Consider the following 25,665-nt stretch of genomic DNA (forward strand, 5'->3'; position numbering starts at 1 on the left):
GTGGTCTCCACGCCGCCCGCGTTGTGCGGACGGCGTGCCAGTGGGTCAGAAACTGAAGGTGGCGCTCAACACCGCCGAGCGGCCTTCGCCCGGAAGCGCCCAGCCATTGCCGGCGGTGACGGTGCCGGCCGCATTGACGGTGAGGTTGTTGCGCACGCTGGTGTAGTACTCCTCGTCGAACAGGTTGTTGACGTTCAACTGCAGGCTGAGCCAGTCGTTGACACGCAGGCCGACCATCGCGCGGTGCACCCAGTAGTCGTCGGTCTTGATGTAGGCCGCGGCCGAGGCGTTGTTGGGATAGAAACCGCCCTGGTAGGTGACGCCGTAGCCGAAGGTCCACTGGTTGAGCGTGTAGGTGGTCCAGATGTTGCCGGCATTGCGCGGGGTCTGCACCAGCTCGCGTCCGGCCACCGGGTCGCCGGTGAGGCTCTCGGTGCGGTTGGACACGCTTTGCAGCACTTCGCTGTCCAGGAAGGTGTAGTTGGCGAAGATCGACCAGCGCTCGGTCAGGTAACCGGCGGCGCCAAGCGCGACGCCGTCCACGCGCGCCTTGCCGTCCAGCACCTGCTCGGGGATCAGCGGGTCGCCGCTGTTGACCTTGTAGTTTTCGCGCTCGTTGCGGAACAGCGCGGCAGTCAGTGCCAGGCGCTGGTCCAGCACGTCCCACTTGCCGCCCAGTTCGATGTTGACCGCCGTCTCCGGCTCGACATTGCAGTTGGCGCCGGCGGTGGCCGTGGCAATCGGCGTGCACGAGCCGTTGACCGAGGCCTTGGAGGGCGTCTTGCTGTTGGCGTAGGACAGATACAGGCTGGCGTTCTCTGCCGGCTTGAAGACCAGGCCGGCGCGATACGAGAACAGGTCCTCTTCGCTGCCGGCCGGGAAGCCCGCGCTCACACCGGTGACGTTGCCGGCGGCGTTGACGGTGTAGGTGGTGCTGTCGCCTTCGTTGTGCTCGTAGCGGCCGCCCAGGTTGAGCATCCACTGTTCGTTGAACTGCAGCGTATCGAACAGGTACACCGCCTGATTGGTCAGGCTGCCCTTGCTGCGCCCGGTGCGGAAATAATTCTGCGGACCGGTCCAGATGTTGTACGGATTGTCGAAGGACTGCACCGGGTAGGTGATGCCGGTGGTGGAGCCATCGGCATTGCGGAAGGTGGTGCCGCTATTGAGTTCGAAGTCTTCCTTGCTGAAGGCCACGCCCGCGACCACGCGGTGCTCGATGGCGCCGGTGTGCAAGGTGGCGGTCAGGTCGGTCTGGCTGTGCGCGATGAAGTTTTCCGTCTCGCGCACCAGGCCGCGCGGGCCGCTGTTGGGGTTCCAGCTGGCCGCTGGCTGGCCGACACAGGCGCGGCCGGTGTACGGGTCGGTGCCGTTGGGCAGGCACCAGGTGCCCTGCGGCGCGGTGGCATTGGTGGTCTGGTCGACGCGCTGCACGCGCGCCAGGCTGCGCAGTTTGATGTTGTCGTCGAAATCCATTTCCAGCACGCCGGTCAGCATGTCCACGTCGATTTCCTGACGCGAGGTATTGCGGTAACCGAAGAAGGTTTCCGGGTCCACGCCCGGCAGCGGGCCGTCGTTGAACGGGCTGAGCGCGAACGGCACACCGTACTGCGGCAGGTTGTTGTCGTGCTGGTGCAGGTAGCTCAGGGTGAAGCGGGTATCCGAGCCCAGGCCGAATGCCACCGACGGCGCAAAGCCCCAGCGATGACGGAATTCCTCATCGCGCCCCGGCACATCCTGGGTGTGGCCCATGGCGTTCAGGCGCACGGCGGTGCCGTTCTCGAAGTCGTAATTGCTGTCGGCAGTCAACCGGCCATAGCGGTCGCTGCCGCCACCGACCACGACATTGGTGAAGTCGCCCTGGCCGGCGGTCTTGGTGACCAGATTGATGTTGCCGCCGACCGAACCGGCGCCGGACATGGCGGAGTTGGCGCCGTTGATCAGCTCCACCGCTTCCAGGTTGAAGGTGTCGCTGCGGCTGTACTGGGCGCTGTCGCGCACGCCATCGGTGGTGATGTCGCTGCTGGCGGTGAAGCCGCGCAGGTTGATGCTGTCGCCATAGCCGCCGCCGCCTTCGCCCGCGCCGAAGGTGATGCCGGGCAGGGTGCTGAGCACATCGCGCAACGACAGCAGGTTCTGCTGGTCCATGGTCTGCTTGGTGACCACGGTGATCGTCTGCGGCGTGTCGCGCAGCACCTCGGTGTACTTGGGCGAGGACGGCTTTTGCGCACGTTCCTGCTGCACCCGGATGGCGTCCAGATCGACCGCGCCCGGAGGTGCCGGCGCATCGGCAGGCTGGGCGAAGGCAGGAGCGGACAGCGTCAGCAGCACGGCCGAGGCGAGCGGGGAAATCCTGGGAGTCATGAGGCGTCTCGAAGAGGAAAGCGAGGCTCCGGCCTGGCGATGGCTCGGCGGATGCGGGATGGGAAGGCGGATCGGAGAAGGCGCGCCCGCTAGCCCGAGGCAGCCAGTCGGCCCGACCAGTCTCCGGACACGCGCAGGCGCTGCGCGGCCAGGCGCATGCGGGGCAAGGTCAGGAAAAAGGTGTCGAGCAGAGCTGGGCGCATGGGATCGCAGGGCAGGCCAGTTGTTAAGAAGGCCTGAAGGGCTGAGATCTTAAATGCAAATCATTCTTCTTTGCAATCTTTGTCGGCTGGCGCCACGCACCCAGGCAATCGTGCTGCCTGAGGCGTCAGGCCACTGCGGTACTCAATGCGGGGTTGCACATGGAAATGCGCGGGTGTGCGCCTGCTAGCGGGCCGAAGTGCCGCTATCGAGGCTGGTCGACCTCGCTGACATGGCAGCGAGTCTTCTCATGCGATGCGCGAATCTGCGGCCTCCTGGCGTGCATGCCGGACGGGACCGGGACTGCAGGTCAGAGCCCTTAGTGGCTTCAACTCACGGCTGCCGTATTACGCACGGGTCCGGCTGGTGTCAGCGGTCATCGCGGGTCCAGATGCCGCCGTGTTCGCGCTTGACCGGGAACTTGGGCACCGCGGTGTAGGCCGGTGCGCACAGCGGGCGGCCGTCGCGGATGTCGAAGCGGGCGCTGTGCAGCAGGCACTCGATGCTGCCTTCTGCCGGGTCGAACGTGCCCGGCGACAATTCATAGTCTTCGTGGCTGCAGCGGTCTTCCAGCGCGTACAGCTCGCCGTCGAGGTTGAAGATCACGATCGGGGCATCGGTTACCTCGTCCCAGACGGTCTGCAGCTCGCCGGGCAGCAGCGCCTCGCTGGCGCAGACGAAGGTCCAGGTGTCGCTCACAGCGCAGCGCCGCCGAGCGGTTTTTCCAGCACCTCGAAGCGCAGGTCCTGGCGCAGCGGCACGCCAAAACGCGCGTCGCCATACGGGAACGGTTTGGTGATGCCGGTGCGGCGGTAGCCGCGTCGCTCGTAGAACGCGATCAGCTCGTCACGGATGTCGATCACCGTCATGCGCATCACCGGCAGCTGCCACTCGCTGAAAGCGATGCGCTCGGCCTCGGCCAACAAGGTCTTGCCGAGCCCGCTGCCCTGCAGCGAGGGATCCACCGCAAACATGCCGAAATAGCCGGCGCCGTGGTCGTCGGCAATATGCGCGCAGGCCAGCAGGCGCCCGTCCTGTTCGACCAGCAGTACCAGGCTGCGGTCGCGCAACAGGTCCTCGCGCAGCACCGCAGGATCGATCCGCGCGCCGTCGAGAAAGTCGGCCTCGGTGGTCCAGCCCACCCGGCTGACATCGCCGCGATAGGCCGAGGTCACCAGTGACACGAGGGCGTCGATATCGTCGACGGTGGCGGTACGGAAGGTGGTGGTCTGCATGGGAGCAGTTTAATCGGGAATCGGGAATCGGGAATCGGGAATCGGGAATCGGGAATCGGGAATCGGGAATCGGGAATCGGGAAAAGCGTTGCGCCGCTTGATGAGCTACGGGAGAACCGCCTTGTCGATTCTCCATTCCCGATTCCCGATTCCAATCAACCCAACAACCGACGCACCTTCACCAACGCAGCGACGAAGCGCTCGATCTCGTCGTGCGTGTTGTAGAACGCCAGCGAGGCGCGGCAGGTGGCGGCGACGCCGTAGTACTGCAGCAGCGGGTGCGCGCAGTGCTGGCCCGAGCGGACTGCGACGCCTTCCAGGTCGAGCAGGGTGGCCAGGTCGTGCGCATGCGCGCCTTCGATCAGGAACGACACAACAGCGGCCTTGTCCGGCGTGGTGCCGAAGATGCGCAGGCCGTCGATGCGCTGCAGTTCTTCGGTGAAATGCGCCAGCAGCTCGGCTTCGCGCGCTTCCACGTGCGCCAGCCCGACCGACTCCAGGTAATCAACTGCCGCGCCCAGGCCGATGAAACCGGCGATGTTGGGCGTGCCGGCTTCGAACTTGTGCGGGGCATCGTTGAACACCGTGCCCTCGAAACTGACTTCCTTGATCATCTCGCCGCCGCCCAGGAACGGCGGCATTGCCTGCAGGTGTTCGCGCCGCGCCCACAGCGCGCCGGTGCCGGTGGGTCCGCACATCTTGTGGCCGGTGATGGCGTAGAAATCGCAGCCGATGCCGGCCACGTCGATACGCCGATGCGGCGCGGCCTGCGAGCCGTCCACCACGGTGACGATGCCGCGCTTGCGCGCCTCGCGGCAGATCTCGCGCACCGGATTGACCGTGCCCAGCACATTGGACACATGCGTGATCGCCAGCAGCTTGACTTCCGGCGTCATCGCCTTGCGCAAGGCGTCCAGATCCAGTGCGCCGTCCGGGGTGATCTCGGCCACGCGGATGGTCGCGCCGGTGCGTTGCGCCACCAGTTGCCACGGCACGATGTTGGCGTGGTGCTCCATGCGCGAAATCAGGATCACATCGCCAGCGCCCAGGCGCGGCAGCGCCCAGGAATAGGCCACCAGATTGATCGCAAAGGTCGTGCCGCTGCACAGCACCAGCTCGTCGGCGCGCACGTTGAGAAAGCGTGCCAGCTTGCTGCGCGCGCCTTCGAAGGCATCGGTGGCCTCGGTGCCCAGCGCATGCACCGCGCGGCTCACATTGGCGTTTTGACGACGATAGAACTCGTCGGTCGCGGCGATGACCTGCAGCGGCTTCTGCCCGGTGTTGGCGTTGTCGAAATAGATCAGCGGCTTGCCATGCACCTGCCGCATCAACAACGGGAAATCCGAGCGCACGCGCTCCCAGTCCGGCGCGGCGAGGTGCGTGACGGCGGGCGCGTTCATGCCACGCCTGCCGAGGTCAGTGCGCGGTCCAGCTGCAGCGCCAGCACCGCAGTCAGCGCGGGGGGGAGCATGCGCAGCGGCTCGTGGCAGAACGCGGCGCTCAACAGGCGCTGCGCCTCGGCCTGCGGCAGGCCGCGCGAGCGCAGATAGAACAAGGCATTGTCATCGAGCTGGCCGACGGTGGCACCATGCGCGGCCTGCACTTCCTCCGCATCGATCACCAGCACCGGCTGGGTGTCGATCTCGGCATTGGCCGACAGCAGCAGGTTCTTGTTCGACAGCCGCGCGTCGGTGCCGTCGGCACCGGGACGGATGTTGATGCCGCCGTGGAAGACCACCCGGCTGCGATCGGCGCCCACGCCACGCCAGACCAGTTCGCAGCTGGTGTCGCGGGCGATGTGCGCGATACCCAGGCGTGTATCGACATGGCGGCGGCCGTTGCCGAGCAGCACGCCATTGGCGGTGAGCTGGGCGTTATTGCCTTCCAGGCGCACGTTGAGTTCGTGGCGCGACAGGTTGGCACCCAGTTCCAGATCCACGCGCTGGTAGCGCGCATTGCGCGCCAGCACGGCATCGGTGCGCAGCAGCGAGGTTGCGTGCGCACTGTCGGCCTGCACGCGCGCATGCGAGAGCACCGCATCCTGGGCCAGATGCACATGCATCAGGCTGTTGTGCAGATGCGCAGCATCGCCGACATGCAGGTGGTGCTCGACCACGTTCAGTGCCGCGCCGGCGCGTAGTTCGATCAGGTGACGGTGATGCCAGGACAGGTCGTGCTCGCCGGCCACGCCGATGAAGACCAGATGCAGCGGCGCCTCGATCTGCGCGCCTTCCTGTACGCGCACCAGCACGCCTTCGTCGGCAAGCGCGGCATTGAGGCGCGCAAAGATTTCATCGCTGCCGTCGAAACGGCGGCCGAGCAACTGCTGCGCCTCGTCGCCGGCGGCCAGCGACGCAGACAGGGTGTCCAGCTGCACGCCGTCCGGCAGCGTCGACAGGTCGCTCAGTGCGTCGGACGGGCGGCCGTTGACGAACACCAGCCGCGGCAACGGAATGTCGTCCAGCAGCGCGGCGTCGATCAACGTCGGCACCAGCGGCGCGGGCTGGAAGCTACGCCGCTCCAGCTGCCGCAGCGAGGTGTACTTCCAGGCTTCGGCGCGCGGGCCGGGCAGGCCGGCCTGCAGCGCAGCGTCGAGTTCGACACGGCGCGCATCGTCGCCACTGAAGCTGCGGGCGAGGGATTCCAGCAGGGCGCTCATCAGGCAGCCGCCTCGGGCACCACGCGGTCCTTGAGGAAGTGGTAGCCGTGCTTTTCCAGTTCCAGCGCCAGTTCCGGGCCGCCGCTCTGCACGATGCGGCCTTCGGCCAGCACATGCACCACATCCGGGGTGATGTAGTCGAGCAGGCGCTGATAGTGGGTGATCACCAGAAACGAACGCTCCGGCGAACGCAGTGCGTTGACGCCGTCGGCCACGCTCTTGAGCGCATCGATATCCAGGCCGGAGTCGGTTTCATCCAGGATGGCGAGCTTGGGCTCGAGCACGGCCAGCTGGAAGATCTCGTTGCGCTTCTTTTCGCCGCCGGAGAACCCTTCGTTGACGCCGCGATGCAGCAGCTCGTCCTTCAGGTGCAACACGGCCAGCTTCTGCCGCACCAGCTTGAGGAACTGCATCGAATCCAGCTCTTCTTCGCCACGCGCCTTGCGCTGCGCATTGAGTGCGGCACGCAGGAAGTAGGTGTTGTTGACGCCGGGAATTTCCACCGGGTACTGGAAGGCCAGGAACAGGCCGGCTGCCGCGCGTTCTTCCGGCGGCAGCTCGAGCAGGTCCTTGCCTTCGAACTGCACGGTGCCGGCGCTGACCTCGTAGCCGTCGCGCCCGGCCAGCACGTTGCCCAGCGTGGATTTGCCGGCGCCGTTGGGCCCCATGATGGCGTGCACCTGGCCCGGCTGGATGTCCAGCGACAGGCCCTTGAGGATGTCTTTGCCGGCGATGCTGGCGTGGAGGTTGTTAATCGTAAGCATGGGAATAGGGAATCGAGAATAGGGAATGGGTAATGCGAGACGTTGGCGCGGCAAGGAGCAGGAAAGAGAACCGATACCGATTCTCCATTCCCCACTCCCGATTCCGTCGGCGTCAGCCGACGCTGCCTTCCAGCGAGACTTCCAGCAGCTTCTTGGCTTCCACTGCGAACTCCATCGGCAGCTCGCGGAACACCTGCTTGCAGAAGCCGTCGACGATCAGCGACACCGCGTCTTCCTGGCTGATGCCGCGCGCGCGGCAATAGAACAGCTGGTCGTCGCTGATCTTGGAGGTGGTGGCCTCGTGCTCGACGGTGGCGCCGGGATTCTTCACCTCGATATAGGGGAAGGTATGCGCGCCGCACTGCTTGCCGATCAACAACGAATCGCACTGCGTGTAGTTGCGCGCGCCATCGGCATTGCGGTCCACCTTGACCAGGCCGCGATAGGTGTTCTGCCCGCGCCCGGCGCTGATGCCCTTGCTGACGATCTTGCTCTTGGTGCGCTTACCGATGTGGATCATCTTGGTGCCGGTGTCGGCCTGCTGACGGTGATGGGTCAGCGCCACCGAGTGGAACTCGCCGACCGAATCGTCGCCGAGCAGCACGCAGGACGGATACTTCCAGGTGATCGCCGAGCCGGTTTCGACCTGGGTCCAGGTAACCTTGCTGCGCGCGCCACGGCATTCGGCACGCTTGGTGACGAAGTTGTAGATGCCGCCACGGCCTTCCTCGTCACCCGGGTACCAGTTCTGCACGGTCGAATACTTGATCTCGGCATCTTCCAGCGTCACCAGCTCGACCACTGCCGCGTGCAGCTGGTTTTCATCGCGCATTGGCGCGGTGCAGCCTTCCAGATACGACACGTAGGCCTTGTCCTCGCACACGATCAGGGTGCGCTCGAACTGCCCGGTGTGGCCGGCATTGATGCGGAAATAGGTGCTCAGTTCCATCGGGCAACGCACGCCCGCAGGAATGAACACGAAGCTGCCGTCGGAGAACACCGCCGAGTTGAGCGCGGCGAAATAGTTGTCGCCGACCGGCACCACGCTGCCCAGATACTGCTTGACGATCTCCGGATGTTCCTTGATGGCCTCGGACATCGAGCAGAAGATCACGCCCTTTTCGGCCAGTTCCTTGCGGAACGTGGTGCCGACCGAGACCGAGTCGAAGACCGCATCCACCGCCACGCCGGCCAGCCGGGCGCGCTCGTGCAGCGGCACGCCGAGCTTGTCGTAGGTGTCGAGCAGTTCCTTGGGCACGTCATCCAGCGAGGCGTACTTCGGGCCCTTGGGCGCGGAGTAATAGCTCAGCGCCTGGAAATCGATCGGCGAGACTTTCAACTTCGCCCATTCCGGCATCGGCATCTTCAGCCAGTGCCGATACGCCTCGAGACGCCAGTCGGTCATCCATTGCGGCTCGTCCTTCTTGGCCGACAAGGCACGGATGACGTCCTCGTCCAGGCCAGGCGGGAGCGAGTCCGATTCGATCTCGGTGATGAAGCCGGCGTCATAGCGTCGGCCCAACCGTTCGATAATTTCGGCATTCTGCGGGGGTGCAAGTTCGGTGGCCATCGGGCTGCCTACAGGGTCAGGTGGTCGCGACGCGTGCGGCGATGGAACGCCGACGGCCGTCGCCAGGGAGAGAGAGGGGCTGCAACATCTGTGCGAGCGTGACGCGACGCAATGCATCGCCGACCACGTCGTTGATCAGGCGCCAGTTGGAGCGCACCCCGCATGTCTGCGCGATGCCGCACTGGCTGTGGTCCTGGCTGCATTCGGTGATCGCCAGCGGGCCTTCCATCGCCTCGACGATTTCCACCAGCGTAATCTCGCTGGCCGCGCGCGCCAGGCGGTAGCCGCCATGCACGCCGCGCAGCCCTTCGACCAGGCCCGCCTGCGACAGCGGCTTGAGGATCTTGCTCACGGTCGGCGCTTCCAGGCCGGCCTGCTCGGCCAGTTCGCTGGCGCTGAGCACCTGGCCGCAGCGCGCTGCCAGGACGGTCAACACGACGGTGGCGTAATCGGTGAGTTTGGTAACGCGCAACATGAGGAAGGCGATAAATCCTAAAGCGGACCGAAATTGTACGCTTTTAGCCGGGGCAGGGCCACCTGCCCGGTTCAGCCGCCGGCAAGCAGCAGCCGTTGCGGTCATCGGTGCGCTTGTGCTTGGCGCATCGTCGCACTGCAGTCACAATGAGCGGCCCCATCACTGGACCCCTTCATGTCGCGCAAAGTTGCCGCCCGCAAGTCACGTATCCACGGCAATGGCATGTTCGCCCTCGCCGCGCTCCGCAAAGGCGAGCGCATCATCCAGTACAAGGGGCGTCTGCGCACGCACGCGGAAGTGGATGCCGATGACACCGGCGATGTGGAAAGCGGGCATACCTTCCTGTTCACGCTCAGCGACTACTATGTGCTGGATGCCAACTACGAGGGCAATGTCGCGCGCTGGATCAACCACAGCTGCAATCCCAATTGCGAAGCGGTGATCGAAGAGGCCGAAGGCGACGACCGCAGCAAGGACAAGATCTTCATCGAGGCCAAACGCGCGATCAAGGCCGGCGAAGAGCTCACCTACAACTACGGCATCACGCTGGCCGAGCGGCATACCCCGCGTCTGAAGAAGATCTGGGCATGCCGCTGCGGATCGAAGAACTGCACCGGCACGATGCTGCAGCCCAAGCGCTGAGCATGCGCGTGCGGCTGCCCGCACTGACGCGGCGCACACATCGGTTCACTCACGTGCAACAGCTGCACGACTAGCGTGCGGGCTTCTTTTCAGCAAGGAGTCCCTCATGTCTTATTCGCTCTCCGGCAAGACCATCGCCGTGCTGGCCACCGACGGCTTTGAACAGTCCGAACTGACTGAGCCCAAGCGCCTGCTCGAATCCTGGGGCGCCAAGGTCGATGTGGTCGCCCCCGGCGACGCTGCGCAGATTCGCGCCTGGAACAAGACCGACTGGGGTGATTCGGTGCCGGTGGACCAGCGGCTGGACCAGGCCAAGGTCGATACCTACGATGCGCTGGTGTTGCCCGGTGGTGTGCTCAACCCTGACACCTTACGCGGCGATGCGAAGGCGATCGCATTCATCCAGTCCTTTGCCAGTGCCGACAAGCCCGTTGCCGCCATTTGCCACGGCCCGTGGCTGCTGGTGGAAAGCGATCTGGTGCGCGACCGCGATGTCACCTCGTGGTCCTCGGTCAAGACCGACCTGCGCAATGCCGGCGCACGCTGGCAGGATGCGGAGGTCGTCGTCGATGGGTCGCTGATCACCAGCCGCAAGCCCGACGATATCCCGGCCTTCACCGCTGCAGTGGCCAAGGCCCTGGTTTCCTGATCGCTTCGTTACAACGTTGACAGCATGAAAGCAAAGGCCCGGCGTGGTGGCGCCGGGCCTTTGTCTTGATCCAATGACGGCTTGCACGAGTTGGCGCAACGGTATGACGGCGTACGTCCGTGCTGCGTTACGACCGGCGCGAAGGTCTATTTCCCGGACAGTGCGGCTGCCGGCACCAGTTGCTCGATGTTCTGGTTGAAATTGACCGCGACGCGGCCGTTCTGGATGCCGACCGACTCCACCTGCACGTTCCCCATCACCGCCGCGATGGCCGGGTCGATGCGATAGATCGGCTCCTTGCGCGCGTAATCGGCCAGCCAGGCATTGAGCAGCTGGCGGGTGCTTTGGTCGAGTTTTGCGCCGGCGTTGGCCGGGCGGAAATCATCGATGGTGGGTTGATCCAGGTAAAAGCCCTGCTTGGCGGTGTCGTAGCGCAGTGCGCTGGTCAAGGTCACATTGCCGACCGGTGCGGGCGCGCCGCCGGCAGTGGCCAGCGCCAGATCGAATGCCATCTTGAGTCGGTCGCCCGGCGGCAGCGACAGCGCCGGATTGCTGACCGTCATCTCGACCAGGCCGCCCAGCGCATCATGCGTCTGCGGGAAGCGGCCACCCAGGAATTGCTGCAGGTCGCTGCCCTGTACGCTGATCTGGTGTCCCTGGATCTGCGGCGTTGCCCATGCGCTGGTCGTCGGTAGCGCCAGAGCGAGGGCAAGCATGGATCCGGCAAGCGAACGCAGTTTCATCGGGTGACTCCGGCAACAGGTGAGATCACCTTAGTCGGTGCCGGTGAACCGTGGGTTAGCGCAATACCGGGTGCAGGGTGGCCGAGTATATCTCCCAGTCGTCGCTGCCGCTGCGCGGCTGCAGCCGGTAGGCGCCGACCAGGCGTTGGGTGCCGGTGTCGGTGCGCACGATCAGTTGCACCGGCACTTCGATCCGGCGCGGGGGCTGTTCCTGATCCAGTGCGATGGGCGCGTCGTTATTGATACGAATCGACTGGATATTGCCGATACCGCGCAGCGCCGCATCGTCCGGCACCGGCGCAGGGCGACCGCCGCTCCACAGTGCATCGGCATCGCCGCGTGCCGCGCCGGGCAAGGCGCCCAGATACCGCTGCACGGTTGCGCTTGCTTTGGCGAAGTCGGCGCGCGTGACGGCATCGTCAGGGGTGGCATTGCTTGCGGGTCGTGCGGGCGTGTTGTCTGTGGTGGCGGCATCCGGCGTTTGCGTCGCCGCAGCAACTTGCGAGGACGCTGCCGCGTTGCCCGTTTCTTCGTCAGCGCTGCGATAACAACTGCAACCGGCGATTGCCGCTGCCAGCATGACGATCCCCAACCCTCGCATGGCACATCTCCGACCCCGATGCGCGCAGTGTAGCGATCGCCGCGACGACGGTCTCAGGTGCCGGCAGCCGGTTGCACGCGTTGCAGGCGCTCCAGCAGCAACTGCAGTTTTGGCCGCAAGGCCTCCAGTGCATCGCTTGGCTGCGCGCGCGGGCGGGCGGCCAGGTCTTCCAGCAGCTGCGAGCCGACCGTCAGCGCCGCACATTCGTCGCTGCTCAGATCGCGTCGCAGGTGCAGCTCCTCAAGCAGCCGCATCCAGTCGGCCCGCGAGCGCTGTTCGAATTCGATGGTGCAGCGATCGCTGCAGGGGCGGCCATCGCTCTCGATGGGCGTGACCGTAATGCGATAGCGTTTTCGGGACATGGAGGGGGCGTCGTTCCTTGGGCTGACTCCACCATAGGCGTAGCCAGCAACGGCCTCGATAGCTCAGGCCATGACGCAGTGTTCCAGCATGCTCACTGTGCCGGCTGTGGCACGGGTTTGCGCAGCAGCGGCAGTGGATCGTACGCACCGTTGCGCCCATAGACACCATAGTGCAGATGCGGCGGCGTGCCGCGCGCGTTGCCGGTGGTGCCGACCATGCCGAGCGGTGTGCCGGGCTCGACGACATCGCCAACGGCCAGGCCGGCAGCCCAATCGTCCAGGTGCGCGTAGTAATGGCGTTCCATCGCCGGCCCAAGCACCCAGACCTGCTTGCCGCCCAGGCCTTGATCGCGGATGGCGCTGACTACCCCGCGTGTTGCGGACAGCACCGGCGTGCCGCGCGGCGCGAAGATATCCACGCCGGCATGGCGTCGGTCGCGACCGCGCGGTGCGCCGAAGGTGTCAGCGATGCGGCGCGCCTGCACGCCTTCGACCGGAACCGATAACTGCACGGGTGGCGGCATGCGCGACAGCTCCCAACTGGTACGCAGTTGTTCGGCAATCGGCAACTGCCATGCCCAACGCGCGCCCACACCCAGGGCGCACAGCAGCGCAATCTACACCAGCAGCCGGCGCACCCGGCGCGCGGGGCTGCGGCTTGCCGATGACGGCGGTGTGGATGGGCGAGGAGACGACGGATCGGTCACATGCACCTGCTGTGTTGCAAATCAGCGTGCAGGGTAGGCAAGCGGCGATGAGCGGTATGTGGGGAGTGACGCGGGCGGTCACGCGCGCAAAAAAAAGACGGCCCGCAGGCCGCCTTCGTGACACCGGAGGCGTGCTCGATTAGAGCGCGGCGTCCTTCAACTTCTTCAGCAGACGCGCCTTGACCTTGAAGCTGGCCGGCTTCGCTGCAAAGGTCTGCTCTTCCTTGGTGAACGGGTTGATGCCCTTGCGCTTCGGCTTGGCCGGCACATGGACGCTGGTCAGCTTCAGCATGCCCGGCAGGGTGAACGAGCCGGCGCCCTTCTTGCTCAGCGACGAATGGGCGGCCGATTCCAGCGTAGCCAGAACGGCGCGGACGTCCTTCGGAGCCAGCTGGGTGGATTCGGCAATGTGCGCGACCAGGCCGGTCTTGCTCAGCGCTTCCTTGATCGGCTTCGGCGCAGCGGACTTGGCAGCAGCGGCCTTGGCCGGCTTTGCGGTCTTGGTCGCGGCGACCTTTTTCACTGCCTTCTTGGGGGCAGCCTTCTTAGCGGCGGTTTTTGCCATGAGTTATGTGTTCCGTGATCGTTGGTGGTGTTGGGTCTGCCGACCCAGTCGGCAACGCGAAATGTAGGGCAACTGCTGCGCGCCGCCAATAGGTAAACGATGAAACAACCGAAAAAAAGCGTCTTTTGACGGGGATTCGTTCACCGGTGGCAAAAAAACTCCCACAAAGTGCTGTCGAAGCGGCTGCGATGCGCACGCTGATGCGGTGTCTGACGCATAGCAGCAGATCGTTTGCGCGAAGGCATGTGTGCGTTTTGCATCGTGCTCGGCGCCGAGCGTTGGTCAAGGTGTGCTGCCGGCGGTGGCGTTCGCTGCCGCCATCAAGCGTCGCTGCATGGCTGCGCCATGCAGGAGATGTTTGGCGTCGCCAGCTGTTGGTACGTGTTCCTGAGGCCTTGTTTTGACCCGACGATCCGCTGCGTTTGCCTCGCTGCTGCCATGTGCGCCGTCGCGTGCGCCGGGTTTTTCCGCGCCTGACGGGCACCGACGCGCTGTATGTGGTGACGGCTTAACGCGCAACTGCAGCTGCACTCCTGCGCGCGGCACGGGCGGTCGCTGCGAGATATTCCTACGTTGAATGATGTTACGTAACAGGCCGACTAATCATTGGCTGCCGACAGGCTGCGGCCGCGCTCGGTCGCTGCGGCAATCGCCTTGGCGGTAAGCGCTTCGAACTGGCCGGCCTGAAATGTCTCGATTGCCGCCTGCGTGGTGCCGTTGGGCGAGGTCACCCGGCGGCGGAGCAGCGCCGGTGCTTCGCCCGATTCGGTCAGCATGCGCGAGGCACCGAGCAGGGTCTGCAGCACCAGCGTGCGTGCGGTGTCGGCTGGCAGGCCTTGCGCACGCGCGGCGGCTTCCATCGCTTCTGCCAGCAGGAATACATAGGCTGGCCCGCTGCCGGAGACCGCGGTCACCGCGTCCATCTGCGCTTCGTCGTCGATCCAGACGGTGACGCCGGCGCTCTCCAGCAAGCCGGTCGCCTGCGCGCGTTGCGCGTCGGACACGCGTGGATTGGCATACAACCCGGTCACGCCGGCACCGAGCAGAGCGGGCGTATTGGGCATCGCGCGCACCACCGCAAGGCCGCCGCCGGACCAGCGTTCCAGCTGCGGCGCGGTGATGCCGGCGGCGATGGACAGCAGCAACGGCTGCTGCGCCTGCGCAAGATCGGCCAGCTGCGCGCATACCGCTGGCAGCACCTGCGGCTTGACTGCCAACACCCAGACGGCTGCGCCGTCCACCGCGCTGCGCGCCTGCTCCACGGCGTGCACGCCGAAGTCGCGCGACAGCGCATCGCGCAGTTCGGCCACCGGCTCGGCGACGCGGATGCTGGCAGCAGGCACGCCTTGCCGGATCAGTCCGGCAATCAGGCTGCGCGACATGTTGCCGCCGCCGACGAACGCGGTGAGCGCAGCGGCAGCAGGCGAGGAGGGCAGAGTCATTGCGACACCTTAAATAAGAGGGAGCAAGATAAGAGGGCGCAGCGACGCTGCGCCACGCTGATCGGAACAGACGCTCAGGGCGCTGCGGCAGCCGATGGAGCGCGTTCGCCGAACAACGCAGTCCCCACCCGCACCATGGTCGCGCCAGCCGCGATCGCTTCGGCAAAATCCGAACTCATGCCCATCGACAAGGTATCCACCTGCGGGTAGTGGCGCTTGAGGTCTTCGAACAGTGCCTGCATGCGGGTAAACGCCGCCATGCGGCGCGCCTGTTCGGGAAACGGCGCGGGGATCGCCATCAGGCCGCGCAATTGCAGCTGCGGCTGCAGCGCGATGGCCTCAGCCAGGCCGTCGACCGCCTCCGGCGCGCAACCGTGCTTGCTGTCCTCGTCGTCGATATTGACCTGGATCAGCACATTCAGCGGGGCGCGATCGGCCGGGCGGTGCCTGGCCAGCGGCGCGATCAGCTTTGCGCGGTCCACGGTTTGCACCCAGTCGAACCACTGGCTGGCCAGTTCGGCCTTGTTGGATTGCAGGTGGCCGATCAGATGCCATTCCAATCCCAGCGTCTGCAGCTGGGCAATCTTGGTTTGCGCTTCCTGCACGTAGTTTTCGCCGAATGCGCGCTGGCCCTGCGCCGCCAGCGCGGCAACCGCGTCCGCCGGCCGGGTCTTGGACACTGCCAGCAGGCGCACATCCGCGCGCGTGTGCCGAGTCGCTGCGGCGTGGATGGCATCGAGAATCTGCTGCAGCGACGAAGCCGGCACGTGGCAATCCAGGCGGGGAAGGAACGCTATAGTGCCGCCCCAAGCTGCGTCCTTCCAGCCGCGTCGCCGAATCGGGCCAGCCAATGACGCCGCAATGGCGCGGCGGACACGCGGTCGTGCCGCCCATGCAGACCTGCCCACATGCGGGCGAGCTGGCGATCGACGCCCGAGCCTGGCCCAGGCAAGGACCGTGCCCGCATCGCGGCCTCAAACCAACGCCTTCAGGCCCGCCCGACGGTGCCGGCCTGAACCGGCTGCGGGCCGCTTCCCGCCAGCAGCCAGAACGCTATACTGCCACTCGGGGAGTACCTTCCAATCGCAGCCTAGGGGAAAAGCAGCGCATGGATATCGCTGAACTATTGGCGTTTTCTGTCAAAAACAAGGCATCGGACCTGCATCTGTCGGCCGGCTTGCCGCCGATGATCCGTGTCGATGGCGATGTCCGTCGCATCAATATTCCGGCCCTGGACCACAAGCAGGTGCACGCGCTGGTCTACGACATCATGTCGGACAAGCAGCGTCGCGATTACGAGGAATTCCTCGAGGTCGACTTCTCGTTCGAGATTACGTCGCTGGCGCGCTTCCGCGTCAATGCCTTCAACCAGAACCGCGGCGCCGGTGCGGTGTTCCGTACCATTCCGTCCGAAGTGCTGACGCTGGAGGACCTGGGCTGCCCGCCGATCTTCCGCCAGCTGATCGACCAGCCGCAGGGCCTGATCCTGGTCACCGGCCCGACCGGTTCGGGCAAGTCGACCACGCTCGCCGGCATGATCGACTACATCAACAAGAACGAATACGGCCACATCCTCACCGTCGAGGATCCGATCGAATTCGTGCATACCTCGCAGAAGTGCCTGATCAACCAGCGCGAAGTGCACCGCGACACGCACGGCTTCAACGAGGCGCTGCGCTCGGCGCTGCGCGAAGACCCGGACATCATCCTGGTCGGCGAATTACGCGACCTGGAAACCATCCGCCTGGCGTTGACCGCCGCGGAAACCGGCCACCTGGTGTTCGGCACCCTGCACACCAGCTCGGCGGCCAAGACCATCGACCGCATCATCGACGTGTTCCCGGCGGGCGAAAAGCCGATGGTGCGCTCGATGCTGTCCGAATCGCTGCGCGCGGTGATTTCGCAGGCGTTGCTGAAGAAGGTCGGCGGCGGACGTACGGCCGCCTGGGAAATCATGGTCGGCACCCCGGCCATCCGTAACCTGATCCGCGAGGACAAGGTGGCGCAGATGTATTCCTCGATCCAGACCGGCCAGCAATACGGCATGCAGACGCTGGACCAGCATCTGCAGGACCTGGTCAAGCGCAGCCTGATCACGCGCAACCAGGCACGCGAGTACGCCAAGGACAAGCGGATATTCGAGTAGCCGGGATTCGGGATTCGGGATTGGGGATTCGCAACGGCGGCTCCCGGACCGGACCCCGCTCTTGCGAATCCCGAATCTCCACTCCCGAATCCCTGCTCCCGAGGAGCACGCCATGAGCACCATTGACTTCACCTCCTTCCTCAAGCTGATGGCGCACCAGAAGGCGTCGGATCTGTTCATCACCTCGGGGATGCCGCCGGCGATCAAGGTGCACGGCAAGATCAGTCCGATCACCCAGACCCCGCTGACCGCGCAACAGAGTCGCGATCTGGTGTTGAACGTGATGACGCCGTCGCAGCGCGAAGAATTCGAAAAGACCCACGAGTGCAATTTCGCCATCGGCGTGTCCGGGGTCGGGCGCTTTCGCGTGAGCTGCTTCTACCAGCGCAACCAGGTCGGCATGGTGCTGCGCCGGATCGAAACGCGCATCCCTACGGTGGAAGAGTTGAGCCTGCCGCCGGTGATCAAGACGCTGGCGATGACCAAGCGCGGCATCATCATCTTTGTCGGCGCCACCGGCACCGGCAAGTCCACCTCGCTGGCGGCGATGATCGGTTACCGCAACCAGAATTCCACCGGGCACATCATCACCATCGAAGACCCGATCGAATTCGTGCACAAGCACGAGGGCTGCATCATCACCCAGCGCGAAGTCGGCATCGATACCGACAGCTGGGAAAACGCGCTGAAAAACACCCTGCGCCAGGCGCCGGACGTGATCATGATCGGTGAGGTGCGCACCCGCGAAGGCATGGATCATGCCGTGGCCTTCGCCGAAACCGGCCATCTGGTGCTGTGCACCCTGCACGCCAACAACGCCAACCAGGCGATGGACCGCATCATCAACTTCTTCCCGGAAGACCGGCGCAACCAGCTGTTGATGGATCTGTCGCTCAATCTCAAGGGCGTGGTCGCGCAGCAGTTGATTCCGACCCCGGATGGCCGCGGCCGGCGCGTGGCGATGGAGATCATGCTGGGCACGCCGCTGGTGCAGGACTACATCCGTGACGGCGAGATCCACAAGCTCAAGGAGATCATGAAGGAGTCCACCAACCTGGGCATGCGCACCTTCGATCAGAGTCTGTTCGAGCTGTACCAGGCCGGCGAGATCAGCTACGAGGACGCGCTGCGCTACGCCGACTCGCAGAACGAGGTGCGCCTGCGCATCAAGCTCTCGCAGGGCGGCGACGCCAAGACCCTGGCGCAGGGCCTGGATGGCGTGGAGATCGCCGAGGTTCGTTGAGCGATTGCAGGAGCGCCGCACGCCGTGGCGGATGGCCGGGGAGTGCATGGGAGCGGGTGGCCTGCGGTGGATGTGGCGCAGCGTTCTGTCTGCAGCTGTGTCGTTCGCGATGCCAGCGGCGCACGTCGCCGCAGTGCACAGATGCGCCGCGTCGCAAGGCGCGGCTGGCACGATGTTTCAGATGTAACCAGGTGCGCCGATAGTGTCTAATATCCGTACCCCACTGTAGTGCCCAGCCCGTGAGCCTTCCCGATTCCGATCTCCGTCCGGAGCAACAGCCGTTGCCCGACGACGGCACAGTGATGACGTCCGGTCCGTTGACGCCGCCGCCGGATTCGGCCGGCACCGCCGCCGACGACCACGCGTTTCACCACTCGGTGGCCGAGGACGTGCAGGGCATGGTGCTGGCGACGTTGGTGGCCTCGCTGGGCCTGGCGATCTTCGCCAAGGGCGGGCTGATGATCGGCGGCATGGCGGGCGTGGCATTCCTGCTGCATTACGCGCTGCACTGGAATTTCGGCTTGGTGTTCGTGCTGGTCAACCTGCCGTTCTATTGGCTGAGCGTGCGCCGCATGGGCTGGGAATTCACCTTGAAGACCTTTGCCGCGGTCGGCGCCTGCGGCGCGCTCACCGACCTGCTGCCGCGCTGGGCCGATTACGCCCACATCAGTACGCTGTTTTCGGCGATCGTCGGCGGCGCGCTGGCGGGCCTGGGCATCCTGTTCTTCATCCGCCATCGCGGCAGCCTGGGCGGCATCGGCATCCTGGCGGTGTACCTGCAGCGCGAACGCGGCTGGAGCGCCGGCAAGGTGCAGATGAGTTTCGATGCGATGCTGATGCTGGTCGCCTTCAGCATCCTGACGCCGGACAAGGTGCTGTACTCGGCGCTGGGGGCATTGATGCTGAGCCTGGTGCTGATGTTCAATCACCGCCCGCATCGTTATATGGGTGTGTGATTCAGCAGGTTGTCGGCAGCCATGGCTGCCGCCGGAATCGGCAGCCGCGCGTATCAGGCCGAGGCGGCAGTCGCGTATCGCCGCTGCAGTTGGGCGCTGTGGAGCTGCTTGCCGGCATGGAATCGCCGACTTGCCGCTAGGCGTTGTTGTTGTGCATCCACGGCGGCGACAGCGCCTGGATGCGTTTAAACACCGGGCAATCGGCATGATGCGCGCCGGGCAGGTAGCCCAAGCTCATCAGGAACTCGCCGGTGATCTCGCCGCCGGTGAAGCGGAAGGTCTTCTTGAACAGCTTGACCCAGGCGACTTTGTCGAGCGGATGCTGTGCATCCAGCCATTGCGCGAAACTGCCGTGCGCCGCGCGCAACTGCTGGATGACCTGCGCGTTGTGGATGGCAGCCAATACCTTCAACCGGTTGCGGATGATGCCGGCATCGCCGAGCAGCCGTGCAATGTCGCTCTCGCCGTAGGCTGCCACCGTGTCCACGTCGAAGCCGTCGTAGGCGCGCTGGAAGTTGCTGCGCTTGCGCAGGATGGTTTCCCAACTCAGCCCGGCCTGATTGATCTCCAGTACCAGGCGTTCGAACAGCTCGCGCTCCTCGCGCTGCGGAAAGCCGTACTCGTGATCGTGGTAATGCCCATGGACCGGATGGCCTGGGGCGATGCTGCAATAACCGCTCATGAGATGCCTGTTGTTGATGGACCGGTGGACCGGCTGTGAGTGGACCAAGGGCCGGCGCTGTGGCCGGGAATCCGATGCACGGCCACAGCGACCGAACCGCGACGCGTGGGTGGATAGATCGACTGCCGTACCGGGAGCAGATTGATCGCGGTAAGGCACAGCCTGTAGGGCCACTGCGCAGCCGCCAGCAATCTGAATGGGCCGGTCTTGCCTGCCGGACCATCGGTGGCGTCTGCAAGGTCCACCTCCATCGGTAGCATCGGCGCTCCAATGACGTCCGCGTGCAGCAAGTATGGCAGCGGCTCTGCGCGCGGCGAAGCGAACGGCTAGAATGCGGCCATGTCTGTTTTGCCCACGCCTCTGGCCAACCAACTGCTGATCGCGCTTCCGGCGCTGTCCGATCCCACCTTTTCGCGCAGTGTCGCGCTGATCTGCCAGCACGACGAGAACGGCGCCATGGGCGTGCTGGTCAACCGGCCCTCCGAATACACGCTGGGCGAGGTCCTGTCGCAGATGGGCATCGACACCGTCGACGAGCACCTGCGCGAGCAGATCGTGCTCAGCGGCGGGCCGGTGCACCCGGAACGCGGTTTCGTCATCCACGACGATGCGCGCGACTGGGATTCCAGCCTGGAAGTGGGGCAGGGCGTCTACCTGACCACCTCGCGCGACATTCTCGAAGCCATGGCGGCCGGCGAAGGCCCGCGCAATGCGCTGGTGGCGCTGGGCTGTGCGGGTTGGGGCGCGGGGCAACTGGAATTCGAACTGGGCGAGAACAGCTGGCTGACCGCGCCGTCGGACGCCAATGTGCTGTTCGCCACCGCGCTGGAAGATCGCTGGCAGACCGCTGCCGGGCGCATCGGCGTGGATCTGTTCCGGCTGACGGATTATTCCGGGCATGCCTGAGGCGGGCGCGATCCGCCCGGATGGCACGGTGCTGGGCTTCGACGTGGGGTCGCGCCGGATCGGCGTGGCCGTCGGCACCGCGCTGGGCGCCGGCGCGCGTGCGGTGGCCGTCATCCATGTGCATGCCCACGGCCCCGATTGGGTCGCGCTGGACCGCGTGCACAAGGAATGGCGGCCGAACGGCCTGGTGGTCGGCGACCCGTTGACCCTTGACGACAAGGATCAACCCGCACGCAAGCGTGCACATGCCTTTGCCCGCCAACTGCGCGAGCGCTACGCGCTGCCGGTGGTGCTGATCGACGAGCGCTCCAGTTCGGTCGAAGCTGCGCAGCGTTTCGCGCGTGAGCGCGCCGACGGGCGCAAGCGCCGCCGCGATGCCGACGGGCTGGACGCGATGGCGGCCGCCGTGATCGTCGAACGCTGGTTGGCCGCGCCCGACCAAGCCACCCTTCTTCCCTGACACTCCCGACCTGCGATGACCACCATGCAACTCGATTCGGACGGACGCCTGCGCCACCTGCTCACCCTGGAAGGACTGCCGCGCACCACGCTGCTGCAATTGCTTGATCGTGCCGGCCAGATCCGCGACGCGGCGGTGGGGCGCGTAGGCAAGCGCAGCGTGCTCGCCGGCACCGCGGTGTGCACGCTGTTCTTTGAACCGTCCACGCGCACGCGCAGCTCGTTTCATCTGGCGGCACAGCGGCTGGGCGCGGACGTGCTCAACTTCGATGCCTCCACCTCGTCCACCCGCAAGGGCGAGACTGCGCGCGACACGCTGAAGAACCTCGAGGCGATGGGCGTGCGCGGCTTTGTGGTGCGCCATCCCGACGACGGTGCGGTGGAAGCGCTGGCCGCAGCCGCAGGCGAGGGCACCGCGTTGATCAATGCCGGTGACGGACGTAGTGCGCATCCCACCCAGGGCCTGCTGGACATGCTGACCCTGCGTCAGGCCAAGGGCACTGATTTTTCCAAGCTCAAGGTGGTGATTGTCGGCGACGTGAAGCATTCGCGCGTGGCGCGTTCGGACCTGCATGCACTGCGCACGCTGGGCGCTGGCGAGATTCGCGTCTGCGGTCCGGCCAGCCTGCTGCCTGACGACGACATGCTGGACGGCTGCGTTGTTGGCGAAGATTTCGACGCCATGCTCGAAGGCGTCGATGCGCTGATGATGCTGCGCCTGCAGCGCGAGCGCATGGAAGAAGGCCTGGTGCCGTCACTGGAGCAGTACCACGCCGACTACGGGCTCACCCGCGAGCGCCTGGCGCGCGCCGGCCGCGATGCGGCGGTGCTGCATCCGGGCCCGATCAACCGCGGTGTGGAAATCACCGACGAAGTCGCCGACGGCGCGCAATCATGCGTGCTGCGCCAGGTCGCCAACGGCGTGGCAGTGCGCATGGCCGTACTGGAAACCCTGCTCGGTTGAGCGAGCCCAGCAACGCGACCGCGCACCCACAATGCGGTCGCGGTCGCCGCCGGCCGAGCGTCTTCGCGCAGATGCTCGCAAAGCCCTTGCCACTCAGAACGCGCGCGCGGCCTGCTCTTACGATTCCCGATTCCCGATTCCCGAATCCGGGCACCACGCCATAACACTTGCTCGCCTATCGTGACCCCTCATTTCATCGCAGGAGATCGCAATGGGTATTTCACGTCACGCCACCGCTCACTGGGAAGGCGACCTCAAGACCGGCAAGGGCCAGCTCAGCACGCCGCAAAGCGGGCTGATGGACAAGACCCGCTACGCCTTCAACAGCCGCTTCGGCGACGAGAAGGGCACCAACCCGGAAGAGCTGATCGCCGCCGCGCACGCCGGCTGCTTCACCATGGCGCTGTCCGCACAGCTGAGCGAAGCCGGCTTTCCGCCGACCTCGCTGGACACGCGTGCAGACGTGGACCTGTCGATGGAAGGCGGCCCGCAGCTGTCGCAGATCCGCCTCAAGCTCACCGCCGTGGTGCCGGGGATTGACGAAGCCAAGTTCCGCGAATTGGCCGATGCCGCGAAGAAGAACTGCCCGGTCTCTAAGGCGCTGAGCGCGGTGCCGATCAGCCTGGAAAGCGAGTTCTCCAACCAGGCGTGATCCCTGTGCGTGCGCCGGCGATGGTTGCCGGCGCATGCAGCTGGCGGCGACCTGAATAGGGCGTTGCAGGGGCGGTTCGGTTCAGGGCGGTTTCACTGGCGCAGGCCGAGCATCGGCAGCGTGTCCTCCCTGTGTAGAAGCTGCCGCAATGAAAACTCTTGTGCTTGGTGCTCTGGTGATGGGTCTGGCAGTTGCAGGCAATGCAACGGCACAGCGCTATGACAGCGGCTACAACGGACGTGGCAACTATGAGGATGGTCGTTACGAATATGCGCGGGTAGTGCGCGTGGACCCGATCATCGTGACCGATTCGTACAACGAGCGCAGCAGCGAACGCTGCTACAACCGCCCGGCCGATGGCTACTACACCCGCAACGACGGCTACTACCGCGATGGCGGCAGCTACGGCCAGGCCGGTGTGTCCAACCGTGGGGTGGCCAGCGTGATCGGCGGTATTGCCGGTGCGGTGCTTGGTAGCCAGGTCGGTGGCGGCAATGGCCGCCTGGTCGGCACCGCCGTCGGCACCATGGCCGGCGTCGCAGCGGGCCGCTCGATCTACGAGGCCAATAATCGCAATTACCAGGGCAATGTCAGCGTCTGCGAGCCGGTGTCTTACCGGCGCGAACGCGATCGTGTCGATGGCTACGACGTGACCTATGAATACGCCGGCCGCACCTATCACACGCGTAGCGACTACAACCCGGGCGACCGCATCCGCGTGCGCGTGGACGTGCGCCCGGATTGACCGCTGCGCTGCCGCACGCTGCGGTCAGGCGATCGACATCGGCCGGTTGAACGAAAAAACGCTGCGGGCCACCGCAGCGTTTTTTGTTTCGACACAAGCACTCTTCAGCCTGCGGGATCAGGCGCGATCACGCCCAATCCAGCGTGCCGCGGATCACCGTCTGCACCTGGCCGCCAGACCATACATCGCCATTGGCGTCGACTCGCAATTCCAGCAAGGCGTCGAAACCGATCTCGCGGCCCTGGCTGACCACGTAGCGACGTTCCTTGCCTGGCAATGCCTGGCGACTGTCCAGCCAGGCGGCGAGTACTGCATTGGCCGCGCCGGAGGCGGCATCTTCGAAGCGCCGGCCATTGCCGACGAAGGCACGTACCGCCAGATCGTAGGCACCGGGCGCTGCGGCGCCGGCATAGGCGAACACGCCCATGCTGCCGGTGGATTCGGCCAGCGCGGCGATCGCGTCCCAATCCGGCTGCAGGCCGCGCAGTGCCGCTTCGCTGGCCAGTTCCACCACCCACCAGGTGCGGCCGCCGTCCATCAAGGCGGGCGGCAGGCTGCCGAGTGGCCAGCCGCGCACCGCATCGCGCAGGCGCGGGTCGTCGGCCTGCACCTGCTCGGCCACGCGCGCGCGGGGAGTGCGGATGGCGATGCTGCGGTGACCCGCGATCTGCTCCACGCGCAGCGGCAACTGGCCGGCGATGCCGTCCTGGATCAGCACGCCGTCGTCGGGCGCGGCCAGGCCGGACTCCAGCACCGCATGTGCGGTGCCGACGCTGGGGTGGCCGGCAAACGGTACTTCCTTTTGCGGCGAAAACATCCGCAGCCGATAACTGCTGTGCGCATCCGGCGCCGCAAACACGAAAGTGGTTTCCGGCAGCTTGGTCCAGCGTGCGATGGCCTGCATCGCGGTATCGTCCAGGCCTTCGGCATCCAGCACCACCGCCAGCGGGTTGCCGCTGCCGGGGCGGGCGGAGAACACATCCAGTTGCAGGAAGCGGCGGGTGGTCATGGTGGCGGCTCGGCGAACAGGGCGCGGCAGCTTACCAATCGATGCGGCCTTCGATCACTTGCCTGGTCGTTCCACCGATCCAGACTTCGCCTTCATGGTCCACCTCCACATGTACATGGCCGTCGCGGCCGACTTCGCGGCCCTGGCTGGCGACATAGCGCGACGCCTGGCCGGGCACGCGGCCTTCGCCGTGCAGGCGCGCGGCAATGCAGGCGTTGGCGCTGCCGGTGACCGGATCTTCCGGGATGCCGTCGCCGGGGCAGAAGGCGCGCACCACCAGGTCCGCGTCGCCCCCGGCCTGCGGCGCGTAGATGGCCAGGCCGGTGGCTGCGCTGGCCTGGGTCAGGCGACTGATCGCCGCCAGATCGGGCAGCGCCTGACGAACCGCCTGCGCGTCGGCCAGTTCCAGCAGCCACCAGCCGGGGCCGTTGTTCCAGAGGGCGGCTGGCTGTTCGGCCATGCGCAGGCCTGCGCAGGCATCGCGCAACGCGGCAACATGCACATCGCCGGTTTCGATCGCTTGCGCACGCGGTGCCCGCAGCCTCACCAGCAGGGCGCCATGCCGCTCGATCACCTGCACCGGCAGCACGCCCGCCGCGCATTGCTGGCGCATCCGGCCATCCGGCTTGAACGCCACCAGCCCGTGGGTTGCCGCTGCCCACGCGGCGCCGATACTGGGGTGGCCGGCAAACGGCAACTCGGCGCGCGGGGTGAAGATGCGGATGTGGTAATCCGCATCGGGCGCGCTGACCGGCAGGAAAAAGATCGTCTCCGACAGGTTCAGCCACGCGGCGATCTGCTGCATCTGCTCCGACGACAACGTCTGCGCATTGAGGACCACGCCCAACGGATTGCCGTTGCCGTGCTGGCCGCCGAAGACATCCAATTGCAGGTAACGGTGCTTGCTCATGGGGCATGGATCTC

The 25,665-nt window shown here is 65.7% G+C and carries 28 protein-coding genes; 10 read left to right on the top strand and 18 right to left on the bottom strand.

The features are described from left to right. Positions 1-45: 45 nt before the first annotated feature. From LL972_RS04665 to LL972_RS04700, 8 genes are all read right to left on the bottom strand, one after another. On the bottom strand, positions 46-2,364 hold the full coding sequence (locus LL972_RS04665) for a TonB-dependent receptor (RefSeq protein WP_228326598.1): 2,319 nt from the start codon (positions 2,362-2,364) through the stop codon (positions 46-48). Positions 2,365-2,934: 570 nt separating this feature from the next. Next, positions 2,935-3,264: a non-heme iron oxygenase ferredoxin subunit gene (locus tag LL972_RS04670; protein ID WP_104597613.1), complete on the bottom strand. Its 330-nt coding sequence runs from the start codon at positions 3,262-3,264 to the stop codon at positions 2,935-2,937. Further along, positions 3,261-3,800 (bottom strand): GNAT family N-acetyltransferase, encoded by a 540-nt coding sequence (locus LL972_RS04675; RefSeq protein WP_228326599.1) that lies wholly within the window; start codon positions 3,798-3,800, stop codon positions 3,261-3,263. Before LL972_RS04675 ends, LL972_RS04670 begins: the two co-directional genes overlap by 4 nt. A 155-nt stretch (positions 3,801-3,955) precedes the next feature. Next, positions 3,956-5,200: a cysteine desulfurase gene (locus LL972_RS04680; protein ID WP_228326600.1), complete on the bottom strand. Its 1,245-nt coding sequence runs from the start codon at positions 5,198-5,200 to the stop codon at positions 3,956-3,958. Then, positions 5,197-6,459: a Fe-S cluster assembly protein SufD gene (sufD, locus tag LL972_RS04685; RefSeq protein WP_228326601.1), complete on the bottom strand. Its 1,263-nt coding sequence runs from the start codon at positions 6,457-6,459 to the stop codon at positions 5,197-5,199. The genes LL972_RS04680 and sufD overlap by 4 nt, the downstream gene beginning before the upstream one ends. Continuing rightward, entirely contained in the window at positions 6,459-7,223 is a 765-nt protein-coding gene (sufC, locus tag LL972_RS04690) for a Fe-S cluster assembly ATPase SufC (RefSeq protein ID WP_024938770.1), read from the bottom strand. The genes sufD and sufC overlap by 1 nt, the downstream gene beginning before the upstream one ends. 112 nt (positions 7,224-7,335) lie before the next feature. Continuing rightward, complete coding sequence (gene sufB / locus LL972_RS04695) at positions 7,336-8,793, bottom strand: Fe-S cluster assembly protein SufB (RefSeq protein ID WP_102584994.1); 1,458 nt, start codon at positions 8,791-8,793, stop codon at positions 7,336-7,338. Positions 8,794-8,809: 16 nt separating this feature from the next. Further along, positions 8,810-9,268 (bottom strand): SUF system Fe-S cluster assembly regulator, encoded by a 459-nt coding sequence (locus tag LL972_RS04700; RefSeq protein WP_104535922.1) that lies wholly within the window; start codon positions 9,266-9,268, stop codon positions 8,810-8,812. A gap of 174 nt (positions 9,269-9,442) precedes the next feature. Here LL972_RS04700 and LL972_RS04705 point away from each other — a divergent pair, with 174 nt between their 5' ends. Together LL972_RS04705 and LL972_RS04710 are read left to right on the top strand one after the other, a co-directional pair. Then, positions 9,443-9,910 (top strand): SET domain-containing protein, encoded by a 468-nt coding sequence (locus LL972_RS04705; protein WP_228326602.1) that lies wholly within the window; start codon positions 9,443-9,445, stop codon positions 9,908-9,910. A 106-nt stretch (positions 9,911-10,016) separates the two neighbouring features. Next, entirely contained in the window at positions 10,017-10,559 is a 543-nt protein-coding gene (locus tag LL972_RS04710; RefSeq protein ID WP_228326603.1) for a type 1 glutamine amidotransferase domain-containing protein, read from the top strand. Positions 10,560-10,705: 146 nt separating this feature from the next. Here the strand turns inward: LL972_RS04710 and LL972_RS04715 are convergent, their stop codons facing one another. From LL972_RS04715 to LL972_RS04745, 7 genes are all read right to left on the bottom strand, one after another. Continuing rightward, positions 10,706-11,302, bottom strand: coding sequence for a DUF1439 domain-containing protein (locus tag LL972_RS04715; RefSeq protein ID WP_228326604.1), 597 nt, complete (start codon positions 11,300-11,302; stop codon positions 10,706-10,708). 55 nt (positions 11,303-11,357) lie between these two features. Beyond that, entirely contained in the window at positions 11,358-11,903 is a 546-nt protein-coding gene (locus tag LL972_RS21685) for a hypothetical protein (protein WP_323134203.1), read from the bottom strand. A gap of 53 nt (positions 11,904-11,956) precedes the next feature. Beyond that, a complete protein-coding gene (locus LL972_RS04725) occupies positions 11,957-12,265 on the bottom strand; it encodes a DUF3861 family protein (RefSeq protein ID WP_024940752.1) in 309 nt (102 codons plus the stop codon). 92 nt (positions 12,266-12,357) lie between these two features. Continuing rightward, positions 12,358-12,882: a M23 family metallopeptidase gene (locus LL972_RS04730; RefSeq protein ID WP_228326663.1), complete on the bottom strand. Its 525-nt coding sequence runs from the start codon at positions 12,880-12,882 to the stop codon at positions 12,358-12,360. A gap of 229 nt (positions 12,883-13,111) precedes the next feature. Continuing rightward, on the bottom strand, positions 13,112-13,537 hold the full coding sequence (locus tag LL972_RS04735) for an HU family DNA-binding protein (protein ID WP_026064288.1): 426 nt from the start codon (positions 13,535-13,537) through the stop codon (positions 13,112-13,114). A gap of 599 nt (positions 13,538-14,136) precedes the next feature. Further along, positions 14,137-14,979, bottom strand: a complete 843-nt coding sequence (gene proC / locus LL972_RS04740) for a pyrroline-5-carboxylate reductase (RefSeq protein ID WP_228326605.1) — start codon at positions 14,977-14,979, stop codon at positions 14,137-14,139. Positions 14,980-15,053: 74 nt separating this feature from the next. Next, on the bottom strand, positions 15,054-15,746 hold the full coding sequence (locus tag LL972_RS04745) for a YggS family pyridoxal phosphate-dependent enzyme (protein WP_228326606.1): 693 nt from the start codon (positions 15,744-15,746) through the stop codon (positions 15,054-15,056). A 341-nt stretch (positions 15,747-16,087) separates the two neighbouring features. Between LL972_RS04745 and LL972_RS04750 the strand changes: the two genes are divergently transcribed. From LL972_RS04750 to LL972_RS04760, 3 genes are all read left to right on the top strand, one after another. Then, entirely contained in the window at positions 16,088-17,125 is a 1,038-nt protein-coding gene (locus tag LL972_RS04750; protein WP_104583089.1) for a type IV pilus twitching motility protein PilT, read from the top strand. Between the two features lie 112 nt (positions 17,126-17,237). Next, positions 17,238-18,368, top strand: coding sequence for a PilT/PilU family type 4a pilus ATPase (locus LL972_RS04755; RefSeq protein WP_016902355.1), 1,131 nt, complete (start codon positions 17,238-17,240; stop codon positions 18,366-18,368). A 281-nt stretch (positions 18,369-18,649) separates the two neighbouring features. Then, positions 18,650-19,324, top strand: a complete 675-nt coding sequence (locus LL972_RS04760) for a YitT family protein (protein ID WP_047126908.1) — start codon at positions 18,650-18,652, stop codon at positions 19,322-19,324. Between the two features lie 136 nt (positions 19,325-19,460). On the opposite strand, the gene LL972_RS04765 is transcribed toward LL972_RS04760, so the two are convergent. Further along, a complete protein-coding gene (locus LL972_RS04765; protein ID WP_228326607.1) occupies positions 19,461-20,006 on the bottom strand; it encodes a DNA-3-methyladenine glycosylase I in 546 nt (181 codons plus the stop codon). 339 nt (positions 20,007-20,345) lie between these two features. On the opposite strand from LL972_RS04765, the gene LL972_RS04770 reads away from it, so the two are divergent. The 5 genes from LL972_RS04770 to LL972_RS04790 all read left to right on the top strand — a co-directional run bounded on the left by LL972_RS04770 (position 20,346) and on the right by LL972_RS04790 (position 23,732). Beyond that, entirely contained in the window at positions 20,346-20,912 is a 567-nt protein-coding gene (locus LL972_RS04770) for a YqgE/AlgH family protein (RefSeq protein WP_011051924.1), read from the top strand. Further along, positions 20,905-21,372, top strand: a complete 468-nt coding sequence (gene ruvX / locus LL972_RS04775) for a Holliday junction resolvase RuvX (protein WP_228326608.1) — start codon at positions 20,905-20,907, stop codon at positions 21,370-21,372. Before LL972_RS04770 ends, ruvX begins: the two co-directional genes overlap by 8 nt. Positions 21,373-21,387: 15 nt before the next feature. After that, positions 21,388-22,335: an aspartate carbamoyltransferase catalytic subunit gene (locus tag LL972_RS04780; RefSeq protein ID WP_228326609.1), complete on the top strand. Its 948-nt coding sequence runs from the start codon at positions 21,388-21,390 to the stop codon at positions 22,333-22,335. 211 nt (positions 22,336-22,546) lie between these two features. Then, on the top strand, positions 22,547-22,987 hold the full coding sequence (locus LL972_RS04785) for an OsmC family protein (protein WP_228326610.1): 441 nt from the start codon (positions 22,547-22,549) through the stop codon (positions 22,985-22,987). 148 nt (positions 22,988-23,135) lie between these two features. Next, on the top strand, positions 23,136-23,732 hold the full coding sequence (locus LL972_RS04790; protein ID WP_228326611.1) for a glycine zipper 2TM domain-containing protein: 597 nt from the start codon (positions 23,136-23,138) through the stop codon (positions 23,730-23,732). 127 nt (positions 23,733-23,859) lie between these two features. Here LL972_RS04790 and LL972_RS04795 read toward each other — a convergent pair whose 3' ends face one another. Both LL972_RS04795 and LL972_RS04800 read right to left on the bottom strand, forming a co-directional pair. Continuing rightward, positions 23,860-24,741 carry a PhzF family phenazine biosynthesis protein gene (locus tag LL972_RS04795; RefSeq protein ID WP_228326612.1) on the bottom strand — a complete coding sequence of 294 codons (882 nt, stop codon included), beginning with the start codon at positions 24,739-24,741 and terminating at the stop codon, positions 23,860-23,862. A gap of 31 nt (positions 24,742-24,772) precedes the next feature. Beyond that, positions 24,773-25,651, bottom strand: a complete 879-nt coding sequence (locus tag LL972_RS04800; protein WP_228326613.1) for a PhzF family phenazine biosynthesis protein — start codon at positions 25,649-25,651, stop codon at positions 24,773-24,775. Between the last annotated feature and the right edge of the window lie 14 nt (positions 25,652-25,665).

It is taken from the genome of Xanthomonas campestris pv. asclepiadis (assembly GCF_020784175.1).
GTDB classification, from domain to species: Bacteria; Pseudomonadota; Gammaproteobacteria; order Xanthomonadales; family Xanthomonadaceae; genus Xanthomonas; species Xanthomonas campestris_D.